The organism is Photobacterium sp. DNB22_13_2 (genome assembly GCF_052873915.1).
Window position 1 is genome coordinate 167180 of sequence record NZ_JBNNXU010000004.1, and the last position, 25694, is coordinate 192873.

The window sequence follows — 25694 nt, forward strand, 5'->3', positions numbered from 1 at the left end:
GCAGGGAAAGGCGCTACGTCATTGGCCTCGCAGCATCTACTCCGCTTCGTTATTAGTGTGTCTATCATCTTGGGCTTATGGCAAGCCAGCGTAGTTGTTTTCGAGCTTCCATCATTTATCCTGCCAGGGCCTATTGCTGTTCTGACCAAGCTAATAGAGCGTGCAGATGTTCTATGGCACCATACGCTAGTAACTGGGACTGAAGTACTTTTTGGCCTTATTCTGGGCTTGGCAATGGGGTTGTTTTTCGCCCTGCAAATGCTGGTGTTCGAACCCCTTCGTCGTTGGCTGCTACCTATCTTGATCACCAGTCAAGCAATACCTGTTTTCGCCATTGCACCGATTCTGATGCTGTGGCTTGGTTACGGTATTGCATCAAAGATAGTGATGGCAGCTCTAATCATTTTCTTTCCCGTCACCACCTGTTGCTATGACGGTCTACGTCATACACCTAAGGGCTACCTAGACTTGGCTACGACAATGGGGGCAAGCCGCTGGCAATTATTATGGCGTATTCGGCTGCCGGCTGCCTTACCCGCGTTAGCTTCAGGTATACGTGTTGCTGTCGTCGTCGCACCAATCGGTGCCGTTATAGGTGAATGGGTTGGTTCCAGTGAAGGGCTGGGATATCTGATGCTACAAGCCAACGCTCGCATGTTTGTTGATGAGATGTTTGCCGCTTTGTTTATCTTGGCGTTTTTCTCAATCAGCCTGTACTTCATAACCGACCTTTTATTAAAAAAAGCCATTCCATGGCAAAGCCAATAGTTAGCTCCTACAAAAACGGAATGCTTTCTTCGCTCAACAACAAGGAAATAGAATGAAATCCACTTTTTTTAGAGCGGGTAAACCGCAACTTATTGCCGCCGCAGCGTTAATGATTGCTTCTTTTAGCGCTTCAGCCGAAGAGAAAGTGACTCTGATGCTGGACTGGTTCGTTAACCCAAACCATGGCCCGATTATTCTTGCAAAAGAGAAAGGCTGGTTTGCTGAGCAAGGGCTAGAAGTTCAAATTCAAGAGCCCGCAGACCCAAGCGTCCCGGACAAGTTAGTTGCAGCTGGTCGTATCGACCTTGCTGTTTCATACCAAAGTACATTGATTTCCAGTATTGCTGCTGAACTCCCCCTCGTCCGTTCAGCAACATTAATTTCAGGTCCATTGAATTCATTGATCGTGCTAGATAAGTCAGGCATTAAATCAATGGCCGATCTGAAAGGAAAGAATATAGGTGTTGCTATTGGCGGTAACGAGGAAGCAACTATCGGCACCATGTTACGTTCAGAAGGCGTTGATATGGATAGCGTAAAGATTATCAATGTTGGCTGGGCGCTATCTTCTTCTCTTGCATCAGGAAAAGTGGATGCTATTTGGGGAGGCCTGCGTAATTTCGAACTAAACCAATTATCTATCGAAGGCTATGATGCGACGGCCTTTTTCCCAGAAGAGCATGGTGTACCACCATACGACGAGCTGATTTTTGTCGCCAACAAGCATAAATACAATCCTGAAACGATCACTAAGTTCAACACTGCTATTGAAAAAGCAACGGTCTATCTGATCAACCATCCAGAGCAGGCGTGGAAGGAGTTTGTTGCCTACTCACCTGATACGTTAAATAACGACCTGAACCGCCGAGCTTGGGAAGATACATTGACTCGTTTTGCCCTTCGCCCAGGCGCTGTAGAGCTAAAACGCTATGACGAGTATGCCGAGTTTATGAAGCAGCACGACATCATAAAAACGCTGCCTGAAGCCAAAGACTACGTGCTGACATTTTAAACATTACATATTTAAGCTTTAAGGACTCACCATGAACCATCAAGATTTGATCAGCTACTGCCAGCAAGACTGGAATGAATATACCGAGCATGACTTCGTAAACCAATTGGCTATGTCTTCATTGAATAAGCATGCGTATTTGCACTACCTCAAGCAAGATTTCCTATTCCTAAAACACTATGCCCGCGCTTATGCCTTAGCTATTTTTAAATCAACTACCCTTGAAGAAATGCGTGAGCCCCTGCCTAGCCTTACCGCACTACTAGAAACGGAGATGTCGCACCATGTAGAGTATTGCTCAACATGGGGATTGACCGAAGCGGATATGGAGGGAGAGCCTGAGGATTTCGGCACTGTCAGCTATACGCGCTATGTATTGGATACCGGGATGGCTGGCGACCGTACTGACTTATTTGCCGCTCTAGCACCTTGTGCAATCGGTTATGCAGTGATCGGTAAGCGTCTTGCGAGCTGGCAACAAACTGTTTTGGAGGGCAACCCTTATCGCAGTTGGATTGAGCTATACAGCGGTGAAGATTTTCAATCCGGCGTTGATGAAACTATCCGTCGGTTAGACAAAATGCTAGAAGAAATCCCGCTTCACAGCCGACGTGGGCAGCGCTTATGTGAAATATTTAAAACCGCAACGCGCATGGAAGTAGCCTTCTGGCAACAAGGTATGAATGCAGTGCAATAAGTAATGTCATATTGAGAACTTGCAAAAGCCCTGTCAACATTCGCAGGGCTTTCATTTATCAAAGAATATGTTCGGATGCATCAGATAGATGAGTGAATGCCAGGATACACTAGCTCAGCTCCAACTTACGCGATCAAATGTTCTTTAAAGCCAATATCGACTAACTGTTGGAAGGCTTTCCACACATCTTCAGGGATCTCTTGCTCAACCGAATAACCGTAACAGGGGTAGACCTTGATCCTTTGCAGATCTCCTAACATCACATTAATGACATCGCTGTAGGACAAGGTTTCATTTGGGTATTCATCAAAATCAATATTCGGAGAAGTAGCCATAACCTTTTTGCCCGGCCAGTTCTGCTGAAATGTTGCATAGGCACGCCTTTCCATAAAGGGTTTCTGAACTATAATCAGGCTCTCTGGGTCTAGCCCCTTCATTTCAAGCAGCGCGCGGGTGAACTGAACATTTTCACCTGTATTCGTCGATTGCGGCTCGAGTAGAATAGCATGCTGTGGTACGCCCATATCCAATGCCACTTCCGCAAAGGCTTCGGCTTCAGAGCCTTTATACATGCCTCGTGTTAGCTCACCTTCGCCACCAGAAAAAATGATGTATGGTGCATAGCCCTCGAGAAACAATGACGCGGCATATTCTGCCACTCGAATATCATTACTACAGAGCACAAAGATACAATCACTTGGAGTGAGAGTGTGGTTAAGGTGGTGATAGTTCCACACCTTTGTTGCTAACGCATGCACAGTTGATGGCATCGCAATACTCCTTATCGCTGAAGATGCAAACGCTGCCTGAACAACAGGCAGCAAGTGAGGATATAATGAAGGGATTCGATGACTATTGAGTGACAATCACCTTTGCTCATCCATTTGAATTAGCGTAGCCACCACTCTGGAGTCAGGGTGCAACTCTTATCACCTAGCATCAGCCACCCTTGATCGGCCTCAATCGTCAATTGAAGGTTCATTGAACGTTCAACCATAGACTCGAGTTCTGCGAGAGTCTCATCATTGAAGAAAACAACTGAGATATTTCCGTATTGGCTAATCTTTGCCTGATGCTGCTTCCACCATACAGGAGCAGCGTTATCACCGTATGCAACAATGATAACTTTGTCCGACTTATGAGCTGCTTTCTTCAGTCGCTTCTCGTCTGGTAAGCCTAGGTCAATCCAAAGCTCAATATCATCAGTCAGGCTTTTCTTCCATAATGCTGGCTCGTCCGCCTCACAGAGTCCTTTTGTATACTGCAAATCCTCATCAGCATTGAAGCCCCATGCAACTAGGCGAAGCATCAGGCGTTGCAGCGTTTCTGATGGGTGACACGCCAGTGTATGCTGTTTATCGATGTACACATGACGGTCAAGATCCGCAACGTTGAACTGAGCTTTGTAGATAGTGGCTTTAAGTGCCATAAGAATGTCCTGGGAAAATAAAAAAATAATACAAAATGATATGCGCAGTGTAGATTGAACAAAGAGAAGGTTCAATTTCAATTGACTAGCAGACGCTAAAAAAACAATTTAGAGGTAATTTATAGTTAAAAAAAAACAATTAATGAACATTCATACGTTCTTTTAACTGCCATAGTTCATTTTTCAACCAAACCAAACACACTAAGACTGCCTGCAACGAGTTGCTCCTTGGTACACTTAGGCAACCGCTTGATACGATATTCAAGCTGCATGGCCAAGCGTTTATCACCCACGCATTCAGACCAAGATAATTGTAATGGCCCCTTCCCTCTTAAGAATTTGGCCCCGCGTTTGGAGGATTGGTGTTCATTAAAACGTCTTTCGACATCTGTGGTGACACCACAATACAATTGATTGGCTGCCGTCCTAATTAAATAGACCGACCATTTTCCAACTTTATTCAATTCAGTATCAATCTCTTTGGGCTGGTCATGCTGAGAGCCGCTCATGTTTCTGTTTACCCTTACAAAAAAGCCCAGCGTTTGCTGGGCTGATATCATCTACGCAATCTACTTCTGATATTGAACACTCATGACGTTAAAGATTCAAGCAGGGCTTTTAATTCTTCGACTTCTTTTTTAAGCTCTTCAACTTCTTCTTCCAGTGTTGTTAGGCGCTCAGATGTTGGAGAAGAAGCTGTTGCAGCTATCGAAAAACTTTGCTGCTTCAGGGCTTCGATATCCACCTCGCCACTTAACAAATGCATATAACGAAAGTCACGTTTACCCGATTCTTTAGGCAACCTAACAACAAATGGTCCTTTGGAATGTTCAGATAGCTTATCGAGTACTGACTCAACTTCCTTCACATCAGAAAAACTACAAAGGCGATTGGTACGTGTGCGTAGTTCACCCGGCGACTGAGGTCCGCGTAGCAACATTACACAAATAATCGCTTTTTCTTGTTGGCTAAACTGGAAAGTACTGAACTCAGTGTTGCAAAAACGATGCTGGTATTTTGCAACCCGACTCCCTGTTCCCGCGGTAACTTCTTGAATAAATCGCTTTGCTTTTAATGCTTCTATCGTATCTTGCACAGTGGCGTCATCTAATGACATCACTGGTTCACGGTTACTCTTTTGATTACAAGCTGTCGTCAATGCGTTCAGTGTTAATGGGTACTGATCAGGTGTGGTCACCTCTTTTTCAAGCATGCAACCTAACACGCGTGCTTCTGTCTGCGAAAAGCAAATATCCATGATCTTCCCTCACCTTTTTCTTATTTACAATACAAATTCCATTGAGCATAGACGATACCAAGGCTGTATCTGCACAAAGGATTCACTGCTACCCAAGAGAATATATACTGCTTAACAGCAGATTATCATTGCGGTTAGTTACAGCAAGCAGTGAAAAGGTTATTTGGCTGTAAAACAGCCAAATAACGCATGGTAAAGTACAAAGTGTTAAGTAGATCAAAGAATAAGGAGGGACGAAGCTCTCAGGCCCTAGGTAAATTCAGCGGCAACGAAACGATTTCTGCCTTGCTCTTTAGCTTTGTAAAGCACACGGTCGACAATTTGGTACATATTTTCCACTGTCTCCAGGCCAGTTGGTACCCAAGACACCATCCCTTGGCTGACAGTAACAATTTCAGCCGTGGTCGATTTGGAGTGAGGTATTTCAAGCTTCTGTATACACTCTTTAAGTCGCTCACATTCACGAACCGCACGCGTTTTATCACAATTACTCAGGGCGATCACGAATTCTTCACCGCCGTAACGGGCCGCGATTTCGCCGGCTCGACTGAAGTTCTTTTTGAGCTCAGATGAAACCGCTTGTAAGCATCGGTCACCTTCAAGATGCCCATAATGATCATTGAATAGCTTAAAGTGATCGACATCAAGCATGATGAGCGTAAAGGGGAAGTTATTACGGCCATGCCAAGAGATAAACTCTGCGAGTTTTGTATCAAGGTAACGACGGTTCGCCAGCTTTGTCAGGCCATCTTCATTTACCTGTTGTGAAAGCCTTTCATTGGCTTGCTCAAGACTTCTTGTTGTATCTTTTAGCTGATGACGCATATGAGCAATTCGCTGCATCGCCTTTAGTTTTGCTGCCAGTACAATTTTGTTTACCGGTTTGACAATGTAATCATCCCCGCCCATGTCAATGGCCTTGGCAATCATTTCCGGCTCGTCGTGACCGCTAAGGAAGATAATCGGCACCCAATCAGGATGTTTGATTCGAATCTGCTCTGCAACCTCAGTGCCACTCATATCCGGCATACTGACATCGAGCAAAAGTAAGTCAGGATCAAACAGCGGATATTTTTCAATGGCCTCATGACCTGAGGCGACGGCTTCGACTACATGCCCCAGTCGCTGTAACCGCATAGCCAGTTGCATTCTTTCTAGATGCACATCATCAACCAGTAATATCCGCATCGCTTCCATTTAAGCATCCTATTGATATATTGACTATTCCTTAAACTATTTATAGCACAGATTAACTCGCCTTTTCGCTATCATCGATAACTTTGTCCAACATGTTGGACATTCGTTAACGCCCTCTAGTTTCAAACAAGCGCATATCCCCTTTTAACCCTCTATAGGCTTTACCGATCAAAAGGCCTAAAAAGGTCTAAACGTGAGCAATTTAACGTGACTACTTCGGTTATTACGCTATCTTATACCCAAGTTACTTAAAGTAGCTTAGGTATATCTGTTGACTTTTAGATAGAGGGCTTTAGGATTCCCTCCCTTAAACAATTCATGCTTTAGGAATTAGCTATGTCTGACATCGAGAAAAAAGAAGATCAAACCATTGAAGAAGTGAAATTCACGCTTGACGATTGTTCACCAGAACTACGTCAAGTTGTTGAGTTTGAAGAAGTACCAGAAGAACTTCTTGACATGCTAATTAACGTTTACAAAGCGTCTGAACCAAGTTCACGTGAAGCTTGGGATCAACTACCAGCAAGCGCACAAAATGTACTGGATAACTTCGAGCAGTTCCACGCGTTGGTCGCTCTAAGCCAGAGTTACTCAGGTGTAGACTTCCTTGGTGAAATGCAAGAAACAGAGAAGCCTTCAGATATGACTGAAGAAGAGTACACCGACTATAAAGCAGTGACGCTTGATCGAGTACTTCACAACTGTGTGAAAGATATGGGTAAGCAATTGAAAAAAGCCCGTCGAAACCCGCCGATGAAGCGTGAGTTTCTGGAAATTTTCAAGAAATAAGCATTTAACAATTCAAAATTGTTTGATACTCGGGAGGGCCTTTATGCCCTCCCTGTTTTTATCTAAGCAGCTTGAACTTACTTGGGTATATATCATTTATTTTTATTCATGATAAAATATGTGCCTTAAATTCATCAGGCGTCACTCCCTAATAACCTTAAACGCCAATCAATCACTACAATATCCAATATGATTTGGTTTCTGAGGTACCAATGCCTGGTCAAAAACAGTTCAAATTTATCAATGGACTTAATTTCATTCCTGCGTTAGGAGTAATTAAGTCAGAGAGTACCAGCCAAAAACTCAACCTATCAGAACAATACATCTTGCTCTATCTTATTGAGCATGCGACCCATCCGGTGACGAAAGACGATTTGCTCAAGGCTGGCTGGCCTGATCGTGTTGTATCTGAAGCATCACTATTTCAAGCTATCCGTAGCCTGCGCGTAAAACTCCAGGAAAAGACTAAAGGCGAGATCATCGAGACCCTGCCCCGTGTTGGTTATCAAATTACCCAAGTCAGCACCGAAAAGTATTCGGACTTATCGACTTCAACAGTCATAAAGAAGACGGTCCCTTTTTTGCCATACTTTTCAATCGCTTTACTTAGCGTTATTTTATTATTATTAGGAGGTTACCTATGGCTGACAGGATACAAGTACCCGGATAAAACCCAGTACGTCATTCGCAACACTATGCTGCAAAATAGCACCGTAACACTGGTATCAACTAGTGAAGAAGGTGTTGTCGAGCTTCAAACGAAACTTGATGAACTTCATCAAAGTTACGTCCAACTAGAGAACACACCAGATTTAAATAATATAAAACTATTCGCTTATAAAGGCCCAAACTCATACTCGCTTGCATGGTGTCGTATCGACGAAAACAAGCAGTGTTTGCCTCAAACTGACTTTTCATACCAAATAAGCACAGAAGGTTGGACAACGTTCACCAGTAAAGTGTTAATGGAATTTCCACTTTCACGGCCCTATCCCATTATTCAGACAGATCTTGCCCGAGAACCAACCTCACAAGTTTACATGAACTTCATTGATCACTCAGGTATCGACTCTCAAGTGGTATATCACTACATCACAAAGGATGATGAAGAAAATAAGTTTAATTTTTCCTACTTAAACTTTATCTCTGAGGAACAAACCGGCTATCACCATGCATTGTCGATCAGCTCTGCGACATTAACTGTGGTTGAGAATGAGTCACCGTTTATTTCGACTATAGAACTCAAGCCAATTATGTATCATTGGGCATACCAAGCAAACGAGTTCATTACTGAACATTTGTCGACGGCACTCACATTGGAAAATAATCTCAAAGAACAATTTCTCAGCAAAAAGGTGAGCTATAACTACTTGATTTATCAACAACCTTATATGGATTTGGTGTTAAATGATCAAGTGGGCATTTTTTGGGTCCATAACAGTGATAAAGATGCCAAAATCTTTAACTACAAACGACAAGCGGCGAAAAAATGAATTCGCCGCTAAAAATGGACATTTTGAAACTGTAACAGGCTAATTCAAAAGACCAAATTCCAGTCTTTACTCATATTGATCTGTTTTATGCCGCCTTTTTCAGTTAGGTGCTGAAGCTTCTCAGTATGTTTATCATACTTATCTTCCCTTTCTTCATCGTCATGATGCAGCCAAAGAGACATACCTCCATAACTCGCTGTATAGTGCAACATATGTTCATCCCCGTTAGAGTTACCTACCGCAATCAACGGGATCAAATCGCCAAAAGTGCGTTGTATTAACTCCACCTTATTGGCCCAGTTATTAAACCAAATAAGCCGTGAAGAGCGGGTAAACACACCTTTTCCCTCTTCAAACGTTAAATCATGTTTGAACGCCGAGCCAAAGACATTTTCAGGGGGGATATTATAAAGATCTTCAGCCAAAGGGCGTAAAAACGCCCCTTCATCTGCAGTGTAAATATACACCTTAAACTGATTGCCCTGTAATAATGATACTAGCTCTTTCATCGGTTTGTACGTGAGGTTTTGATATCCCACTTTATATTTAGGGTGTTTCCAACTACCGAGGAATTCCTCATTCGACGTCGTGTAAGCATGACTAGTCATTCCAACATACGGTGCCCCAACCAACTGCTCAACAATACTATCGAGACCAAAGCTTTCTTGCGAAAACATCTGAGCATAATGAGATGGATCCAATTTCCCCTCTGCTACTGTTGCCCATGGCTGTCTTTCTGCTAATGTCGCGTCTTTCTTTAGTTGCCCCTTCAAGGTATGTAAGACAGCTTGCAAGTGAATATATACCGGCCTCTCATTCCATAGCGTGCCATCATTATCAAAGACAGCAATTCGTTTTTCAGGTGGTTGATACAATTAATTTTGTTTATCTGTAACATTAGCAACATAAGATAAAATACCCTGTTTGATAGCAGTATCATTCCAGCTTGGTAATTGATCTTGAGAAGCAAATACGAATGAAATAGAACACATCAATAACGGAATAATTGAAACGATCCTAGCTATATAGCTCATTACTTGGCCTCGTTAACAGTGAGTATTAAAAAGCTAGTATAGCTTTTCCACGTTATGCCAGTATTTTGATAAACTTAACTCAAACATTAGCGATAAACGCACTGCAAATTGCCTGCGTAAATAACAAGATAAAATACAAATGACATTAAAAAACAATCACTTTAAGCGAACATGGATTTTTGTCCTGCTGCTTTTCCTCTCAGGTTGTGCTGTCTATGCAGGTCTTAATTTAGATCAACAGTTTGGAAAAGCCCAACCGCAGGAAAGAATGGCCGCAGCAGCATCCCCCATGGCAAACCACTATATTGATACCGTCAAACCCATCATCGAAAACCGCTGCGTCGTTTGTCATGCTTGTTACGATGCGCCTTGTCAGTTAAAAATGTCATCTGCAGAAGGTATCGATCGTGGCGCCAGTAAAGAAAAGGTCTATCAAGGTACTCGTCTGCTTGCGGCCAATACAACGAGAATGTTTATTGACGCGCAATCCACCAGCGAATGGCGTGACAAAGGCTTCAATCCAGTCCTGAACGAGCGAGTCCAGTCTGAAGAAGCCAATACCCAGGCGGGTGTTATGGCACGCATGCTGCAGCTTAAGCAAGCACACCCCCTTCCTGAACAAGATGTACTGACCGCTGGTGAATGGGACTTTTCATTAGACCGTGATCAGCAATGCCCTACCATTGAGGAAATGAACACCTATGAACAAAACTACCCTGAGTGGGGTATGCCCTATGGCCTACCGCAAATAAGTGATAAAGACAACCAGGTACTAATGGACTGGCTTTCCAATGGTGCCCTTATGGCAACCTCTCCACAGCCAGATACGAAGACCTTAAAAAAAGTTGCTGACTGGGAAGCCTTCCTAAATGGAAGCAGCCTGAAACAGCAACTTGCCAGCCGCTACATCTATGAACACTTGTTTGTCTCTCACCTTTATTTTTCTGATGAGCCTCAACCAACCTTTTTCAATCTGGTTCGTTCGCGCACTGCACCGGGTAAGCCGATTGACCTTATCGCTACTCGGCGTCCCTATGATGATCCAGATGTCGATCGTGTCTATTACCGTTTCCAACCAGTAAGGGAAACGATTGTCGATAAAACCCACATGCCATACGCGCTCAATAGTGCCAAGCTTACTCGTTTTAATACCTTGTTCATCGACGCTAAATATAACGTGACGTCACTCCCGAGCTACCACACGGATGTTGCTGCCAATCCTCTGATTTCATTCCAACAAATACCGGTTGATAGCCGTTATCGCTTCATGCTAGACAATGCCCAAAACACCATCATGGGTTTTATCAAGGGGCCAGTGTGTCGCGGGCAGCTTGCACTTAATGTTATCAACGATCACTTCTGGGTTTTCTTTGTAGACCCAGCCATGGCAAACACCCCAGCTGTTGATGAGTTTTATCAGTCGCAAGCAAACAACCTGAGGCTTCCAGCCGAAAATGAAAGTAACACTTTACCCGTTGCCAATTGGATTTCTTATTCCAAGCAACAGGGACGCTTCCTTAAAGCAAAGAATGCGTTTCTCAATACCGCTTTCAAAAATGGCGAACACTTAACCACAGAATTAATTTGGGATGGAGACGACTACAACGACAATGCCAGTCTCACCGTGTTCCGCCACTTTGATAGCGCCACTGTCACTAAAGGGCTTGTTGGTAGTCAACCGAAAACTGCTTGGGTAATTGATTATTCGTTACTAGAGCGTATCCACTACCTCTTAGTTGCTGGCTTCGATGTGTACGGCAACTTTGGCCACCAGCTTGTCACACGTATGTATATGGACTTCTTGCGTATGGAGGGTGAGTCAAACTTTCTATCCCTACTTCCGACCAAAGCCCGCCACCAAGAGCTGGCATATTGGTATCAGGGGGCGAATAAACATCTGAGCAATTATCTTCAGGGGGATATCAACGAATTTGATCAGCCGACAGGCATTGAATTCCAAACAACACACCCTAAAAGTGAACTTTTTGGCATGCTGCAGAAGAAGCTAAACGTCGTTTTACCCGACCGTTACGATTTTACTCAATCGATATTTTCCAGAAATAGTTCGTTGGCGCTATATAAATTGAACCGTATAAGCGGAAAGCAAGCGAGCTTGCTACCAGAAATCACTTTCATTATGGTCGAGCCGACTAGGCCTGAACAACAAGCAGAGCTGTTTACCCTAATCCGCAATAGTGCACACAAAAATATCTCCAGCTTGTTTGATGAAGAATCTAACCGGCTCTACGCACAGGATAATGTTACGCTGGTGCGAGGCCTACTAGGAAGCTACCCTAGAGCGTTCTGGCATGTAAAAGAAGCTGAGTTATCATCAGCTGCGAATCAAATAAGTACGATTCAAACAGAAGAAGACTATCGCGCTTTTCTTGATAAATATGGTGTTCGCCGTACCAACCCAGACTTTTGGTCATTCAGTGACAAATTGAACGAGATAAACCAGCGTATGTTCCCAGTCGAAGCCGGGCTACTTGATTATAACCGGATAGAGAATCGGTAATCTAAGATCGATACTTTAATCGCATTGTTCATTAGGCCCCTGTAGGGGCCTTTTTCTATGGCAAGATAATGAATGAATTGTAAATAAATGAAAAGAAACAACAATCGATGTAGCAGGTCTGTTTGAACCGAGTAAAATAGTCATCTCAAAGTCACTACAAGGAAGGAACCAACAATGACTCAACTCCGTCAGCATCCAGTTTGGGATAGCTTTATCCGCGGCTACCATTGGTTACAAGCGATTACTATCGGTGGTTTATGGTATACCGGTACAGAAGGACTGATGGATTGGCACTTTAGTCTTGCGTACTTGCTACTGGCTCTGTTGGCCACTCGGCTGATTTGGGGTGTGATTGGCAGTGAAACGGCACAGTTCCGCCACTTCGTCCGTTCTCCTAGATCAGCGATTCATTATTTAATCGCGACAATACGTGGCAATACCAACGATAACAACACATCATCGCCAGGTCATAACCCAGCAGGTGCTTACATGGTTGTCGCCTTCATGCTTCTGCTTATAATTCAGCTTTCTACCGGCTTATTTGCAAACGATGATATTATTTCAGAAGGTCCTTTCTCTTATCTAGTCAGCGGGGAAACCAGCAGCTTCCTGACTGAAATCCATGCTATTAACTTCAATATCATCCTCGGAGCGATCGGTATACATTTAGCGGCGATAACTCTCTATTTTTTGCGTAAAGATAATCTCATTACCCCCATGCTGACCGGAAAGAAAGTTCTCGACGACGATACCCTTCCGAAATTGGTCAATGGTATTTTGGCTTGGGTGATATTCCTTATTATTGGCGCTATCGTCTATTTCACTCTCGCACAAGATGTCGTGGCATATCTCTTTTGATCAAAAATGCCAGACTCTCGTCTGGCGTTTTTGCTTTTGCAGACCTTTAAATGCTAGCGATATTTATAGTCGCTATGGCAAGACTTACAATTCTTAGCCGCTTCTCCAAATGTACGTTTGGTTGAACGCTCGTCACCCTCTAGCGATACTTTCGCCAAGTTAGCCATGTCACCTTGAAACTTATCTAACTTAGCACTGAAACCATCCCAGTCAGACCAAATTTCAGGCTTCGCTTTTGTCTGGCCTTTATCGGTACCATCAACCTTAAAGGCTTCTTCCGGCATATAAGTCAATTGTGAAATAAATTGAGCACGTTGGCTGAATGTTTGCTGATCCCAATCTTTGCGACCTTTAACCATTTCTGCCAAATCACCAAAATTAGTTGCAATCATCGTAAATGCGGCCTGGCGATATTCAATGGCATCTTCAGGCTTCTCAAACGGCGATGCCGAAACATTAGCCGCAAATATCATACAGCCAGCGATCAATACTTTTTTCATGACTTTCTTTCCCTTTGTTATTATTCCGTTCTGATAACACTAATCATTAAACGCTCACCATAAAGCGAGCGTGTTAAGCATTATGTGGAAATGATACAGAGGGATGCAAACATGTAAATGATTGCGCGCTAAATATTACAAAGATTTACAATCAAAATATTTGACCATTTGTCCTCGGGACTCATCTATTGCGAACACAAAGTCATGGTGTTTTTGGTAGAACTTAATTAGTTTTGGAATTCGAAACAATTGGATACTAAGCCCTCTCAATTTTCGACGTCTTGCTTCTTGTTCCAATGTAGATATTAACTGCGAGGCCAGCCCCAGGTTACGGCATTTGGGTGAGACCCAAAGCGTCCCGAAATACAGCGTTTCAGACTGCGCTGTCGGTTCACGGTAGCAAACGCCTGCAAGATAATCATCACCCTCCTTAATGAACACATAATTATTATCCGTATCTGCCAGACTCTGAATAAATCGTTCATATGTTTCAAATCTAACGTACGGCTGACCGACAAACTCTTGGTATTCAGCGAAAGCATCATTTATCCTAATCCACAGTTGCTTTCGATCGAGATCATTCAACTCAACAACTTCAAGCTGTAGAACACCAGGCAGCATTACTTCGGCATCAGTCTGCATATACACCCCTTCCCAGTAATATAAGCGATTTCTTGAACTAATGAGCACCACATGTGCGAAACACCCATATTAGGTTCAGTCGCTACATTCGCATCATCTAGCAACACACGAACAAGCACTCATACCTGACAAATGTTATGATGGGCGAAAACATAACAAAGAGCAAAGTCATGCTAGGAACACTCAGTAAAATGAAATCTCAACTCGGTGACGTAGTTGAATATCAACTTCCCGTTGGCGATGAGTTACTGCCTCTCAACCCACTGATTGGAAAACACCTTAAGCTTACGCACACGGGTAACATCTATTGTGATGCCTGTGGTAAGAAAACGAAAAAAAGCTACTCGCAAGGTCACTGCTTTCCATGTATGAAAAAGCTAGCCCGCTGTGACATGTGCATCATGAAACCGGAAACCTGTCACTATGCGAAAGGAACCTGTCGTGAGCCAGAATGGGGGGAGTCCAACTGCATGGTTCCGCACTATGTGTACCTTTCTAATACATCGGGACTAAAGGTGGGCATTACTCGTCATACCCAATTACCAACCCGCTGGATTGACCAAGGTGCTACCCAGGCATTACCTATTCTGAAAGTAAAAACACGGCAAATTTCCGGATTAGCAGAAATCGCACTGGCTCAATTAGTGGCTGATAAAACGAATTGGCGTGCCATGCTAAAAGGCGATAACGCCGATATGGTACTTCAAGACGAAGCTCAGCGCCTACTGCCTGAGATAGAGCAACGTATTAACGAGTTGCTTGAATTATATGGGGAGGATGCAGTCGAGAAGCTAGAAGAAGATATCGTTGCTATCCATTACCCAGTTAATGAATACCCGAAGAAAATAGCGTCGCACAATTTTGACAAAGAACCTGTTGTGGAAGGCACGCTAATGGGTATTAAAGGGCAATACCTGATTTTCGATACCGGTGTAATAAACATTCGAAAGTTCACCAGCTACGAAGTTTCAATTGATACAGCAGAAAGCTAATACCAATTTGGAACCGGCAAGACGGATCAAATATTAATGTAGGTTAGTATAAGTACTAGTGACCAACCAAGAATAATCAAACAAAAACGGCTTTTGTCACTTACATGTAGTGACAACAGCCGTTTATATTTATGGCCGAGACTTGGCTATTTTGCTTTGGGTTGAACAAACGTCCTGCTGCTATCGACCACAGCAACATCTCGAATGAAATTCACACCCAACACAATGCCTTTTCCTGCGCTAAGTGCAAACTCAGTCAACTCATTAAGCTCGCCGAGTTTAGCCCTAAGCTTTACAACTGCCTGTGGACTGTCGCTTTTTTTCGACTTAAGCCAACGTTCCACGGGTAATTCAACTTCTTGACCACCAGCTTTAAATTTCACCCAATCTTTACCATCACGCTCAAAAGCCTGTAAGTTACTCACACCTATCGACGAGAGCGTCTTACCATCATCGACCTTAGCCCGAATATGTTGCTGTGCTTGTGCAATCCACAACCACTCCTCATTACCTAAAATCAGCTTGCCATCGTCAGTTTTGGTCACCACTGGCTGAGGCTTAGGTTCGGGCTTCACTTCAGGCTCTGGAAGCGGTTTAACTTCAGGCTCTGGAATAGGGTCTGGGGTAACTGGCGTTCCAGTATCAACAACAGGTGGAGGTATAGGCTGCTCGACATTCCCCCCTCCAATATCCGGTTCTTGGGTTGGTTCTGTCTGCCGCCCAGATTGTTGAGCACAACCCACCAGCAACAATAGCGAAAGATATGTAACCGCTCTTCTCATTAATCTCATCCCTACAACATCAATATACGCAATATGACCAAACATTTTTTATTTCTGTTATATATACCATAGTATGCTCAATTAATGGCACCCTCAAAATATCAGCTTCAGTCATTTAGCAAGATCACATTATAAAACAGAGCCATACTCAGCACTTACCGTTTGATCGAACTGAGACAACTTGTTTTGAATCCAAGCCTCATCATACCACCCCATATTTCGGCTATGCTTAGCATCGTCCCACAAACTAAAATACCAACGCCGCAACTCAAAACCCGGCGGCAATGGCATATCTTGCTGATAACGCTCAGCTAACTGTATTTCTGGCTTGACATCAAACAGGTGGATAATATCCATTTCCCGGTGTTTAAACCCTACATCACAAGGGTCTAGGATAGCAGTAACTTCAAATGACTTGGGGTCAACCAAAATATTGCCAACGTGGCAATCATCATGTATCAGCGAGGACTCTGGTAGCGCTTCAGACAAGATTTTGTCTCTCATCTGCCATAACGATTGATATGCTTGCTTTTGAACTGGGGTAAATGGGGACGCTTCACTGGCAATATAACGGTAAACCGGCTCCATCCAATGAGAAAAAGCTTGGCTTAAGCTTGTGTCGAATTGCCCATTATCGAGCTCAAACCCTCTAGGATCGGAAATACTGTGCAAAGTGTGTAATAACTCAAGGTAAGTCTCGGAAAAGCGCTTTATTGCATGTTTATCATTCGGTATTTGATGCGCCGAAATCCCCTGTAGCCACTCCAGCATAATGTAATCGTAGCCTTCTTCTCGGCCAAAAAATATGACTTCAGGGACAGGACATGGCAATGCTTGTCGCAAGCGATCCAAACCTTTAACTTCTTTTGCTAACCGCCCAATTTCGCGGGAAAATTTAACGACAACCTTACCATTGTCTGACGCCAAAAAAACAACCCAACCATAAAATGTTTCATGGATTTCACTGACTTGAGGAGCCTGTCGAAACATTGTTTTAAAACTAAACTCAGCAATCCTTTTTAGCTGCAATCTACTCAATCTGGCTTCCTTTCTCACTCATTGACTTTAACGGCTAAAGCAATGTTTTTATAAAGATAATATTTGCTTCACCTTGTAACACCATAACCTTTTAGAGGCACTTTTGGGTTCATCATGATCAATAATGAGTTCAAGCTCTCACAAATAATGCTTTTGGCCGAAAGGATAAAAAGAAAGTTTACCAAATCGCTTTAAACCGTTTGATTAGGCAAGAATTGATAGGCGATAGCAAAGCTGTGGCTTACAGATCTACCGCCAAACTCTCATCTTATTGAATGGCAACCCCAAGTACATCCGCCAGCTCTTCTAACTGCTGCTCAGAATCGAGTCGAAAAGACCAATTGACTCCCGACCCCATCGCCGTAATCACATTCGCTCCATTTCCAAGCAAAGTAACGTCATCAGCGGTAGCTTGTAATAATACGCGTGCAGAGCCATCTAACCGAACAACAACTTCATGTTGATTGGCAATAATACGTCCAGCCGAAAATACGATTGTCATTTATCCACCATCTTTTTATGTTTAATTACCGCAATAGTTAGCCGACTGGTACAAACCATACGCCCTCGCGGATCGGTAATATCAATTTGCCATACTTGGGTTGTCGCCCCTAGATGTACTGGCGAGGCTTTACCAATAACATGGCCGCTTCGCATTGCACGCAGATGGTTGGCATTGATATCGAGGCCGACACAATATTTTCCCTCATCAACACACATATTGGCCGCTAACGATCCTAACGTTTCAGCCAGTACCACAGAGGCACCACCGTGTAGCATTCCTAGTGGCTGGTGGGTTCGTGGTTCAACAGGCATCACCGCCGATAAACTGTTGTCATCAAATGCCGAATACTCAATACCTAGGTGTTCGACTAGCGTATTTGCCGAAGTCTCATTTAAACTTGCAAGAGTGAAGGATTTTTTCCAAATACTCATCACGTTATCCAAACAATCTTATTTGGAGAGAATGATACACCAACTGTATAATTCCGCTATTGCGGTTTATACATAAAGTGAAAGGAGTCGTTGATGGATCGCTTTCAACCCCTTGCTATTGCTAGCTTAATTGCCTCAGCCGTAGCACTAACAGCTTGCAGCAGCTCACCGACGGGCAGGCAGCAGGTATTACTGTTCTCTGAACAGGATATGTCCCAGCTAGGGGCACAGTCTTTTGATGCATTAAAAGAACAAGAAAAGGTGCAAACCGATTCAAAAACCAACCAGTATGTTCAATGTGTCACTAACGCTTTGACTACCCGTTTAGGTGGCCCTCAAGCAACGGATCAATGGGAGGTCGTCGTCTTTGACAGTGATCAGGTTAATGCCTTTGCCCTACCAGGAGGTAAGATTGGGGTTTACACTGGCCTCCTAAAGGTAGCGACAAACCAAGATCAGTTGGCAACGGTAATAGGCCATGAAATTGGCCATGTACTTGCCCAACACAGTAACGAACGCCTTTCTCGCTCGCAACTCGCGAACATGGGCATGCAAATATCCAGTGCAGCTATCGGCGGGACAGACTACCATGATGCGGCGATGGCGGGCTTAGGGCTTGGCGTTCAATATGGCGTGTTAATGCCTTATGGGCGAGCACAAGAGTCAGAATCGGATATTATTGGCTTGAGGATAATGGCCGAAGCGGGATTTGATCCTTACGAGAGCATCAACCTATGGAAGAATATGGCGAAAGCATCCGGTGGTAGCCAACCTCCTGAGCTGCTATCAACTCATCCTTCCCACTCAACCCGGATTGATGACTTACGTGCAGAAATCGCCAAGCTGCCGAGTTTTAATACACCAAAGCCTCAATGTAAGATATAACGAGGAGCCCTCTTTTAGGGGGCTTTATATACAATCAGATTAGCCACTACAATAATGCAGCGTAAATGAACCTAGATACCAAATGGCTCGAAGACTTCCTCATGCTGGCAGAGATGCAACACTTCTCCCGTGCAGCCGAAGCTAGACACATCACTCAACCCGCTTTTGGACGCCATATCCGAGCATTGGAAAAAGCGATCGGCCACTCACTGATTGATAGAACAACAACACCGATAAGCCTCACACCTGCAGGTAGGCAGTTTCGAGCCATTGCACAAAACATGGTTTCACAGATGGAAGATGGGGTAAAAATGCTCAACGGTATTGAGCAGCCGCTTCAGAACCCAATACGCATTGCCACACCGCACTCTTTATCTTCACCTACCCTTCTAGACTTAACAGAATACGTCAATCAACAACATGACGTGCACTTTTCAATTGATATCCTTCGGGTAGACTTTGCGGTCGCGTCATTAACTGAGTCTAATTGCGATTTTTTTCTTGGCTTTGAAATTTTGTCATTGCTGCAACCTCCATTTCAAAACATATGCATCGGGCATGGTGATTTTCTTCTTGTATCAGCCACTGACAACCAAGGCAAAGCACTTTACGACCCCTTTGTTCAAGCCTGCCCTATCCTCAAATACAGTGCTGAATCCTACAGTGCAAGGCTTATAGAGCAATACCAGCCACAGTTTGAAACACTCAATACCTATCCGGTATTTGAAAGCTCAATGTGTCAACTCCACAAAGATATGGCATTGAGAGGAAAAGGGTTAGCCTGGCTACCAGATGCTCAGATACGAGAGGAGCTTAACTGTGGCGAGCTTGTTGCTATCGCCCCAGAGCAATTCAGACTGCCCTATCAAATCAGGTTATACCGCAATTCTGCTCCGTTGCGGCATGATGCTCAGCAATTATGGGCGCACCTGCAGCACAACGTTAAAGCAGGCTGGCAAGTCAATCGGCCATGGCAACCCTAGGGGATAAACGCTTATCAAAGCAATCTACGCCGTAGAGCCAAATACGTTTTCCATCACTACTCTAGTGCCGAATCGGCACTAGCATACCAATAATTGCATTTCACATTACGCCTGTTCAGAGAGATACTCTCGCCAAAGGCAATCGTTTGCGCAAGTTGTTGCGTCAAAGAGGTAACTGTGAACTCAACCCCTATTACACTTTCCGAGTTTTATCATCGCTTTCCTAAAGCCGATCTCCATTATCATCTGCTTGGAGGGGTCCGGCTGGAAACCATGCTATCGCTTGCACATAAATATCAGATCCCTCTGACAGAGCTTGAAGCAAAGGCGTATTACCGCGCTCATCAACAAGAGACAGGGATCGTTAAAGGTGGTATTGAAGCACTAACCTTCCTCTACCAGTTAATGCAGCAGCCAAGCGACTATGCCAGAGTATTGAGAGAAGTCGCCGAAGATGCTCATGCCTGTGGTGTAAAGTATATTGAAACGTTTTGGAATCCATCCGATACCGTACTTAGCTACGCTGACGTTAACGCAGCTTTAGCTGATGCCATCGACAATGCCTACCATGACATGGGAATTGTTATTCGGCTCATTCCCTCTATCAACCGTGAGAAGTCACCTGAAGAAGCGGTTGAGATGGTTAATGAAATGATTGCAAGCCCGCACGCTTATGTTCTTGGGATTGGCATTGACTACAAAGAGCATGATGCACCGGTTGAGAAGTTCTGGAAAGCTTACCGCTTAGCAAAACAGCATGGCTACAAACTAACTGCCCACTGCTCCGAATTCGGTTTGCACTGGCGTAACGTTGAAACCGGTATTGAGCTGATCAAGGTTGATCGTATTGATCACGGTTACACCATTGTCGATAACCCGGCTCTAACTCAAAAGTATGCCCAGAAAGGGGTTCCTTTTACCGTTATCCCATCCAACACTTATTACGTCAAACAGTGGCCTAACCATAAGGACTGGTGTGAACATCACCCTATACGGACAATGGCCAAAGCGGGTATGAATATCATTCCATGTACGGATGATTGGCACATTCACAATACCACCAGCGCTAATTGTTACAGGGTCATGGTCGAAGACTTCGGTTTTGATATTGATAGCTTAAAACAAATGATGATCAACAGTATTGAAGCTTGCTGGATGCCAGATGAGACAAAGCAGCAATGGCTGGCTGAATGGAGCTATGAGTTTGATGCACTGAAAGCAAAATTAGTCACAGAGCCGACTATCGCGCCAGACATGAAAATTAGCTACCGACGCTAATCAACTCAATAAATATTAAAATGACATGTAGAGGGAATCCATGGAAACTGTAGCTGACAAACCAGCCTTTAGCATTGCAAAGTGGTTTGACTTTAAAGGTAATAATACCAATCTCAAAACTGAGATCATCGCAGGCCTAACAACCTTTGCGACAATGGCCTATATGGTAGCAGTCGTACCGGGAATGATGAGCAAAGGCGGTATTCCGTTTGAGAGTGCACTCACCGTCACAGTACTGATGACGGTGATCACCACTATCGCCATGGCTCTATACACCAATCGACCTTTTGTGCTTGGCCCTGGGCTTGGCAGCGTCGCCATCTTTTCATTCACCTTATTGGGGAATGACGTACCACTCAGTATTGCTGCTGGTATTGTCTTTGTCAGTGGCGTGCTTTTTATGTTGGTCTCTTTTCTAGGCGTTCGGGACTTTGTCGTTCGTATTATCCCTCACAGCGTAAAAGTATCGGTAGGTGTCGGCATTGGTTTGTTCATCGCCCTACTCGGGTTCAAGCAAGCAGGCGTTGTCATAGCCGATCCTCGCAAGAACGTGCTCATATTCGGTGACCTTGCATCTATTGAAGTCATTACCGCAGTACTAGGCTTTTTCATGGTGCTCTTTTTCGTATCAAGAAAAATTCAAGGCGGAATCATCCTAGCTGTTATTCTCACCACCCTTCTTAGCCTACCTTTGGGAATAACATCCGTACCGGATAACTTTTTCAGTATGCCGGGCAGCATTGCTGATATGACGTTCCAGCTTGATGTATTAGGCGCACTAAGCCCTGCATATCTACCGTTTCTGCTAGCATTCTTTATTCCAGACTTTTTCTCGACACTGGGAGCCATGCTAGGCATAGGGGCACAAGCAGGATATCTTGATAAAGATGGCAATCTGCCAGGCATCGAAAAGAACTTTCACGTTGATTCTAGTGCCACAACATTTGGTGCACTATTCTCATGCCCAGTAATGACAACCTATGTCGAAAGCTCTGCAGGGGTTGAGTCTGGTGGTCGAACAGGGTTCACGGCCTTGGTAACAGCTGGCTGTTTTTGTCTAACATTATTCCTTGCTCCACTCGCGGGTATGATTCCGACAGCCGCCACCGCTCCGGTACTGATGTATATCGGTATTGCCATGATGAGCTCAATGAAGAAAATCAACTACGATGATATCACTGAGTACCTACCGGCATTTGTCTGCGTCGTAATGAGTGTCTTTAGCTTCAACGCCGGTAACGGTATTGCAGCAGCAATGCTGGTGTATGCCTTCCTGAAATTGGCAACCGGTCGATATAAAGAAGATCACTGGTCAGTTTATTTGATTGCTTCATCGATGATTTACTACTTCTACATCATCTCTTCGCACTAACAGTGTTCAGACCAAGAAAAAGACCAGCATTAGCTGGTCTTTTTTCAACAAAGGAAGTTTAAGAACTCTTATTTTTTTAGCTCTTCGAACTTATCGCTTAGGTCACTAGCAGTATCCGATGCTTTACTAGACACATCTTCAAACACATCCTGAACGTCCTCAAACGAGCGAGAATCGGTAAGATCTTCAATTTGATCTTTGTAGGTCACACCGATATAAATTCCGAAACCGACCAAAGCCAGTACAATATATTTCAACATCTCAATTTTCTCTTTACAAACTGAACATATGAGGCAATTCCAACCTCTTTTTTAAATTATACCAATCTGGATAAGTAGTTGATCAAATATTTATGTAGGTTGGTATTATATACCTGTAAAAAAAACAGCTTCCGAAGAAGCTGTTTCAATTCCAAGTTTCTTTAGCGAACTAGACTAATTAAGGACTTGCCCAGCAACCACTCAAGTTCTTTCTGACTATCTTCACCAAAACGTTCAAGGCAAAGAGAGTAAAGCCTATCGATACCGCGCTTGGCAAACTCACTGGTCGTCTCGGAGGAGGCGATATGATGGAACAGCAAACGTAGCGTCGCCTTGAACTTTTCGTCGTCCAATGCCGCAATCCAACTACTCGTAAATCCAGTCAAGCCATTATCTAGATCAAGCTTTTCTACAAATATCCGAAAGATACGGCCGTCGAGAGCAGTGGCAAAATCTTGCTTCTTAGGGAAATGATGGCTAATACCCGTACGAGAGATCCCTGTTTGCTTGCTCAAGGTGGTATACGACATTTTGTCGTATCCCAACGTCAAAATTTGATCCACAACGGCATCCATGATTGTTTGGATGGTAATTTCAGTATCTTCTTTACTACGCTTCGGCATAATGCTTTGACTCTATGATTCTATTTGATCACCCAAAGACCCGCCTAATTCCCAAACGGGCTACGTAACCATATAAGCAAATGTGTTGAAATCCGATTGATGCCACTCAGTCATACTAATAACGAATCGCACAATACAGGATGTCATTCCGTTAATTGATAATATTACCGTTTAGCTGTCAGTTTCAAGTCAAAAAATGACATGAAATGAAAATTTAATTCAGTGTTCGCGTACTGAAACCAACAAGCGGGTAAAACTACCAAACCAAACTCTATTTATGGCTGATTTACACTTATAGCCCAACATTTACAGTACTTTGAACTAGCCATAACTAATATATCATCATGAACATCTTCATTCACTGCACGAAATTAGCACTATTGTAATAGAAACAGGAATTTATGAATAGACCAACAACATTAAAAAAATTGTACACCTGTTTGAATTTTGTTCTATTTTAATCTTTGAAAACTAATTATTTTTTACTGTTTTATTTAAATCGGACGTTTTTACAGAATCTGATTATCGTAAATAACTGCTTGACCAAACAGTGAAAATAGCATTATTTTAACAAAAACATAACACGGAAGGATCGAAGTATGACTCTACCTCTGCAATCGGATCGCTTAAGGGATACTCTGATGACTCAACCACTGCCAACTGAAATGATTCTCAAATGGGCAGAAGAACGCGCAGATGATGTGTATCTTCGCCAGATCATCAACCGACAATTTGTTGATTTTACATATGCAGAGGTTGCCGACAAAGCGCTCAGGCTTGTTAGCGCCCTTCGTGCCCAAGGCTTCAAGCCCGGTGATCGCATCGCCATCATGTCGAAAAACTGTGCGGAATGGTTCATTTCAGACCTTGCACTCATGCTGGGTAGCTATATCAGTGTGCCGATCTTCCCAACGGCAGGTCCAGATACCGTTGAACACTGCTTAACACACAGTGAATCAAAAGCTGTTCTGATCGGTAAATTAGACGACAGCAAGGCCGCCCTTGCAGTGATGGAAAAACACCCAGAAATTCTCTCTATTAGTTTTAATTATCCATCGGCACCTAAATGCAATCACGACTTCAATACCTTGCTTTCGCAATATGAGCCTTCGCAAGAACGACCAAACCACCAGCAAGATGATTTGATGTCCATTGTATATACCTCTGGTACATCCGGTCTCCCTAAAGGTGCGATGCTAAGCTATGGTTCGTTTGCATGGTCTGCGCAGCGTCTTGTGGATCATATTGGTATGCAAGAAGGCGAACGTCTATTTTCTTACCTGCCTCTTGCTCACATTACCGAGCGAGTCTACATCTTCGGCTCTTCAGTGATGTCTGGGATGCAAGTCGCTTTTCCTGAATCACTGGACACGTTTATAGATGATGTGAAAATGCATCGTCCCACATTGTTTATTTCAGTTCCTCGACTTTGGACCCTATTCCAACAGCGAATATTGGAAAAACTCCCACAAGGTAAACTCAACTTATTACTGAAAATCCCATTTATTTCGGGTGTCATCAAGCGCAAGCTTGCCGATGGCCTTGGTCTAAATAAAGCACGAGTACTCGGTTGCGGCTCTGCCCCTGTCTCACCAGCCCTACTTCGCTGGTATGAGAATATTGGTTTGAATATTACCGAAGCCTGGGGGATGACCGAAAGCTTTGCCTACAGTACCCTTAACCATCCATTCCGTAGTGATAAAATTGGTACAGTCGGTAACTCTGGCCCTGGGGTTGAAATCAAAGTTTCTGCCGATGAAGAAATCTTAGTACGCGGCATGGGGTTGTTTTCTGGATACTACAAAAATGAAGATGCAACCAAAGAAATGTTCGATGATGATGGTTGGCTTCATACCGGTGATATTGGCTTCATGGATGAGGAAGGTTACTTAACGATTCAAGGTCGTAAGAACGACACCTTCAAAACTGCGAAAGGGAAATTTGTCTCGCCTGTCCCTATAGAGAAACGTATTTTTGAGCTTGCCAACATTGAGATGATGTGTGTAGTCGGTTCAGGCATGCCAGCGCCCATCTTACTGGCTATACCGCATGACTTCCCGAACTTTGACCGCGAGCGCTACACCCGTACAGCACAGCGTGTCATTGATACTATTAACCAAGAGCTTGAATCTCATGCCAAGATCAGAGGTGTGCTGATGATTAAAGAGCCTTGGAGTGTAGAAAACAATATCTTGACACCGACACTCAAAATCAAGCGTCACTTGCTTGAGAAGAAGTACCATGATGTCGGTGCCAACTGGCCAAAAGATCAACTGGTACAGTGGGAAGAATAACTCAACCCTATCTAGATAGAACTAGCCCCCGCATTTGCGGGGGCTTTTTGTTGTCT

Annotated in this window: 26 protein-coding genes and 1 pseudogene; 13 read left to right on the forward strand and 14 right to left on the reverse strand. The window is 43.7% G+C overall.

The genetic code is table 11. From position 1 onward, the window contains the following. Nucleotides 1-51: 51 nt before the first annotated feature. The 3 genes and pseudogenes from ACVA58_RS08285 to tenA form a co-directional block, all read left to right on the forward strand. Nucleotides 52-768, forward strand: a pseudogene (locus ACVA58_RS08285) (ABC transporter permease); the annotation flags it as partial. A 52-nt stretch (nucleotides 769-820) separates the two neighbouring features. Beyond that, nucleotides 821-1780 carry an ABC transporter substrate-binding protein gene (locus ACVA58_RS08290; protein ID WP_446509962.1) on the forward strand — a complete coding sequence of 320 codons (960 nt, stop codon included), beginning with the start codon at nucleotides 821-823 and terminating at the stop codon, nucleotides 1778-1780. A 31-nt stretch (nucleotides 1781-1811) separates the two neighbouring features. Beyond that, entirely contained in the window at nucleotides 1812-2477 is a 666-nt protein-coding gene (tenA, locus tag ACVA58_RS08295; RefSeq protein ID WP_446509963.1) for a thiaminase II, read from the forward strand. 125 nt (nucleotides 2478-2602) lie between these two features. Here tenA and ACVA58_RS08300 read toward each other — a convergent pair whose 3' ends face one another. The 5 genes from ACVA58_RS08300 to ACVA58_RS08320 form a co-directional block, all read right to left on the reverse strand. Beyond that, nucleotides 2603-3247 (reverse strand): YdcF family protein, encoded by a 645-nt coding sequence (locus ACVA58_RS08300; RefSeq protein WP_446509964.1) that lies wholly within the window; start codon nucleotides 3245-3247, stop codon nucleotides 2603-2605. Between the two features lie 119 nt (nucleotides 3248-3366). Continuing rightward, complete coding sequence (locus tag ACVA58_RS08305; RefSeq protein ID WP_446505745.1) at nucleotides 3367-3906, reverse strand: YaeQ family protein; 540 nt, start codon at nucleotides 3904-3906, stop codon at nucleotides 3367-3369. Between the two features lie 176 nt (nucleotides 3907-4082). Beyond that, entirely contained in the window at nucleotides 4083-4415 is a 333-nt protein-coding gene (locus ACVA58_RS08310; protein ID WP_446510148.1) for a GIY-YIG nuclease family protein, read from the reverse strand. Between the two features lie 80 nt (nucleotides 4416-4495). Continuing rightward, nucleotides 4496-5164 carry a YceH family protein gene (locus tag ACVA58_RS08315; protein ID WP_446509965.1) on the reverse strand — a complete coding sequence of 223 codons (669 nt, stop codon included), beginning with the start codon at nucleotides 5162-5164 and terminating at the stop codon, nucleotides 4496-4498. 249 nt (nucleotides 5165-5413) lie between these two features. Next, nucleotides 5414-6361: a GGDEF domain-containing response regulator gene (locus ACVA58_RS08320; RefSeq protein ID WP_446509966.1), complete on the reverse strand. Its 948-nt coding sequence runs from the start codon at nucleotides 6359-6361 to the stop codon at nucleotides 5414-5416. Nucleotides 6362-6697: 336 nt separating this feature from the next. Between ACVA58_RS08320 and ACVA58_RS08325 the strand changes: the two genes are divergently transcribed. Together ACVA58_RS08325 and ACVA58_RS08330 are read left to right on the forward strand one after the other, a co-directional pair. After that, the gene (locus ACVA58_RS08325; protein WP_255043173.1) at nucleotides 6698-7150 is read left to right on the forward strand and encodes a DUF3069 domain-containing protein; all 453 of its coding nucleotides are present in this window, start codon (nucleotides 6698-6700) and stop codon (nucleotides 7148-7150) included. Between the two features lie 194 nt (nucleotides 7151-7344). Further along, nucleotides 7345-8643 carry a winged helix-turn-helix domain-containing protein gene (locus ACVA58_RS08330; RefSeq protein ID WP_446509967.1) on the forward strand — a complete coding sequence of 433 codons (1299 nt, stop codon included), beginning with the start codon at nucleotides 7345-7347 and terminating at the stop codon, nucleotides 8641-8643. A 44-nt stretch (nucleotides 8644-8687) separates the two neighbouring features. Here ACVA58_RS08330 and ACVA58_RS08335 read toward each other — a convergent pair whose 3' ends face one another. Then, nucleotides 8688-9518, reverse strand: coding sequence for a haloacid dehalogenase-like hydrolase (locus ACVA58_RS08335; protein WP_446509968.1), 831 nt, complete (start codon nucleotides 9516-9518; stop codon nucleotides 8688-8690). A 298-nt stretch (nucleotides 9519-9816) separates the two neighbouring features. On the opposite strand from ACVA58_RS08335, the gene ACVA58_RS08340 reads away from it, so the two are divergent. Next, on the forward strand, nucleotides 9817-12195 hold the full coding sequence (locus tag ACVA58_RS08340) for a fatty acid cis/trans isomerase (RefSeq protein WP_446509969.1): 2379 nt from the start codon (nucleotides 9817-9819) through the stop codon (nucleotides 12193-12195). A 174-nt stretch (nucleotides 12196-12369) separates the two neighbouring features. Further along, the gene (locus ACVA58_RS08345; protein ID WP_446509970.1) at nucleotides 12370-13053 is read left to right on the forward strand and encodes a cytochrome b/b6 domain-containing protein; all 684 of its coding nucleotides are present in this window, start codon (nucleotides 12370-12372) and stop codon (nucleotides 13051-13053) included. Nucleotides 13054-13106: 53 nt separating this feature from the next. Here ACVA58_RS08345 and ACVA58_RS08350 read toward each other — a convergent pair whose 3' ends face one another. Then, nucleotides 13107-13553: a c-type cytochrome gene (locus ACVA58_RS08350; protein WP_446509971.1), complete on the reverse strand. Its 447-nt coding sequence runs from the start codon at nucleotides 13551-13553 to the stop codon at nucleotides 13107-13109. A gap of 135 nt (nucleotides 13554-13688) precedes the next feature. Continuing rightward, the gene (locus tag ACVA58_RS08355) at nucleotides 13689-14195 is read right to left on the reverse strand and encodes a GNAT family N-acetyltransferase (protein WP_446509972.1); all 507 of its coding nucleotides are present in this window, start codon (nucleotides 14193-14195) and stop codon (nucleotides 13689-13691) included. Between the two features lie 170 nt (nucleotides 14196-14365). Between ACVA58_RS08355 and ACVA58_RS08360 the strand changes: the two genes are divergently transcribed. Next, nucleotides 14366-15187 carry a DUF2797 domain-containing protein gene (locus ACVA58_RS08360; RefSeq protein ID WP_446509973.1) on the forward strand — a complete coding sequence of 274 codons (822 nt, stop codon included), beginning with the start codon at nucleotides 14366-14368 and terminating at the stop codon, nucleotides 15185-15187. Between the two features lie 146 nt (nucleotides 15188-15333). Here ACVA58_RS08360 and ACVA58_RS08365 read toward each other — a convergent pair whose 3' ends face one another. The 4 genes from ACVA58_RS08365 to ACVA58_RS08380 form a co-directional block, all read right to left on the reverse strand. Beyond that, nucleotides 15334-15969: a putative ATP-dependent zinc protease gene (locus tag ACVA58_RS08365; protein ID WP_446509974.1), complete on the reverse strand. Its 636-nt coding sequence runs from the start codon at nucleotides 15967-15969 to the stop codon at nucleotides 15334-15336. 129 nt (nucleotides 15970-16098) lie between these two features. Next, on the reverse strand, nucleotides 16099-17007 hold the full coding sequence (locus ACVA58_RS08370; RefSeq protein ID WP_446509975.1) for a phosphotransferase: 909 nt from the start codon (nucleotides 17005-17007) through the stop codon (nucleotides 16099-16101). Between the two features lie 268 nt (nucleotides 17008-17275). After that, on the reverse strand, nucleotides 17276-17509 hold the full coding sequence (locus ACVA58_RS08375; RefSeq protein ID WP_446509976.1) for a DUF3389 domain-containing protein: 234 nt from the start codon (nucleotides 17507-17509) through the stop codon (nucleotides 17276-17278). Further along, a complete protein-coding gene (locus tag ACVA58_RS08380; protein ID WP_446509977.1) occupies nucleotides 17506-17943 on the reverse strand; it encodes a hotdog fold thioesterase in 438 nt (145 codons plus the stop codon). The genes ACVA58_RS08375 and ACVA58_RS08380 overlap by 4 nt, the downstream gene beginning before the upstream one ends. Nucleotides 17944-18036: 93 nt before the next feature. Here ACVA58_RS08380 and ACVA58_RS08385 point away from each other — a divergent pair, with 93 nt between their 5' ends. The 4 genes from ACVA58_RS08385 to ACVA58_RS08400 all read left to right on the forward strand — a co-directional run bounded on the left by ACVA58_RS08385 (nucleotide 18037) and on the right by ACVA58_RS08400 (nucleotide 22461). Continuing rightward, the gene (locus tag ACVA58_RS08385; RefSeq protein ID WP_446509978.1) at nucleotides 18037-18828 is read left to right on the forward strand and encodes a M48 family metallopeptidase; all 792 of its coding nucleotides are present in this window, start codon (nucleotides 18037-18039) and stop codon (nucleotides 18826-18828) included. Between the two features lie 65 nt (nucleotides 18829-18893). Next, entirely contained in the window at nucleotides 18894-19811 is a 918-nt protein-coding gene (locus ACVA58_RS08390; RefSeq protein ID WP_446509979.1) for a LysR family transcriptional regulator, read from the forward strand. Nucleotides 19812-19988: 177 nt separating this feature from the next. Next, entirely contained in the window at nucleotides 19989-21089 is a 1101-nt protein-coding gene (locus ACVA58_RS08395; RefSeq protein ID WP_446509980.1) for an adenosine deaminase family protein, read from the forward strand. A gap of 40 nt (nucleotides 21090-21129) precedes the next feature. Beyond that, nucleotides 21130-22461, forward strand: coding sequence for an NCS2 family permease (locus ACVA58_RS08400; protein ID WP_446509981.1), 1332 nt, complete (start codon nucleotides 21130-21132; stop codon nucleotides 22459-22461). 68 nt (nucleotides 22462-22529) lie between these two features. Here ACVA58_RS08400 and ACVA58_RS08405 read toward each other — a convergent pair whose 3' ends face one another. Then, nucleotides 22530-22721 carry a YtxH domain-containing protein gene (locus ACVA58_RS08405; protein ID WP_255043159.1) on the reverse strand — a complete coding sequence of 64 codons (192 nt, stop codon included), beginning with the start codon at nucleotides 22719-22721 and terminating at the stop codon, nucleotides 22530-22532. A gap of 161 nt (nucleotides 22722-22882) precedes the next feature. Then, a complete protein-coding gene (locus ACVA58_RS08410; protein WP_446509982.1) occupies nucleotides 22883-23344 on the reverse strand; it encodes a TetR/AcrR family transcriptional regulator in 462 nt (153 codons plus the stop codon). A gap of 665 nt (nucleotides 23345-24009) precedes the next feature. On the opposite strand from ACVA58_RS08410, the gene ACVA58_RS08415 reads away from it, so the two are divergent. Then, nucleotides 24010-25638 (forward strand): AMP-binding protein, encoded by a 1629-nt coding sequence (locus ACVA58_RS08415; protein ID WP_446510149.1) that lies wholly within the window; start codon nucleotides 24010-24012, stop codon nucleotides 25636-25638. Nucleotides 25639-25694 lie beyond the last annotated feature (56 nt).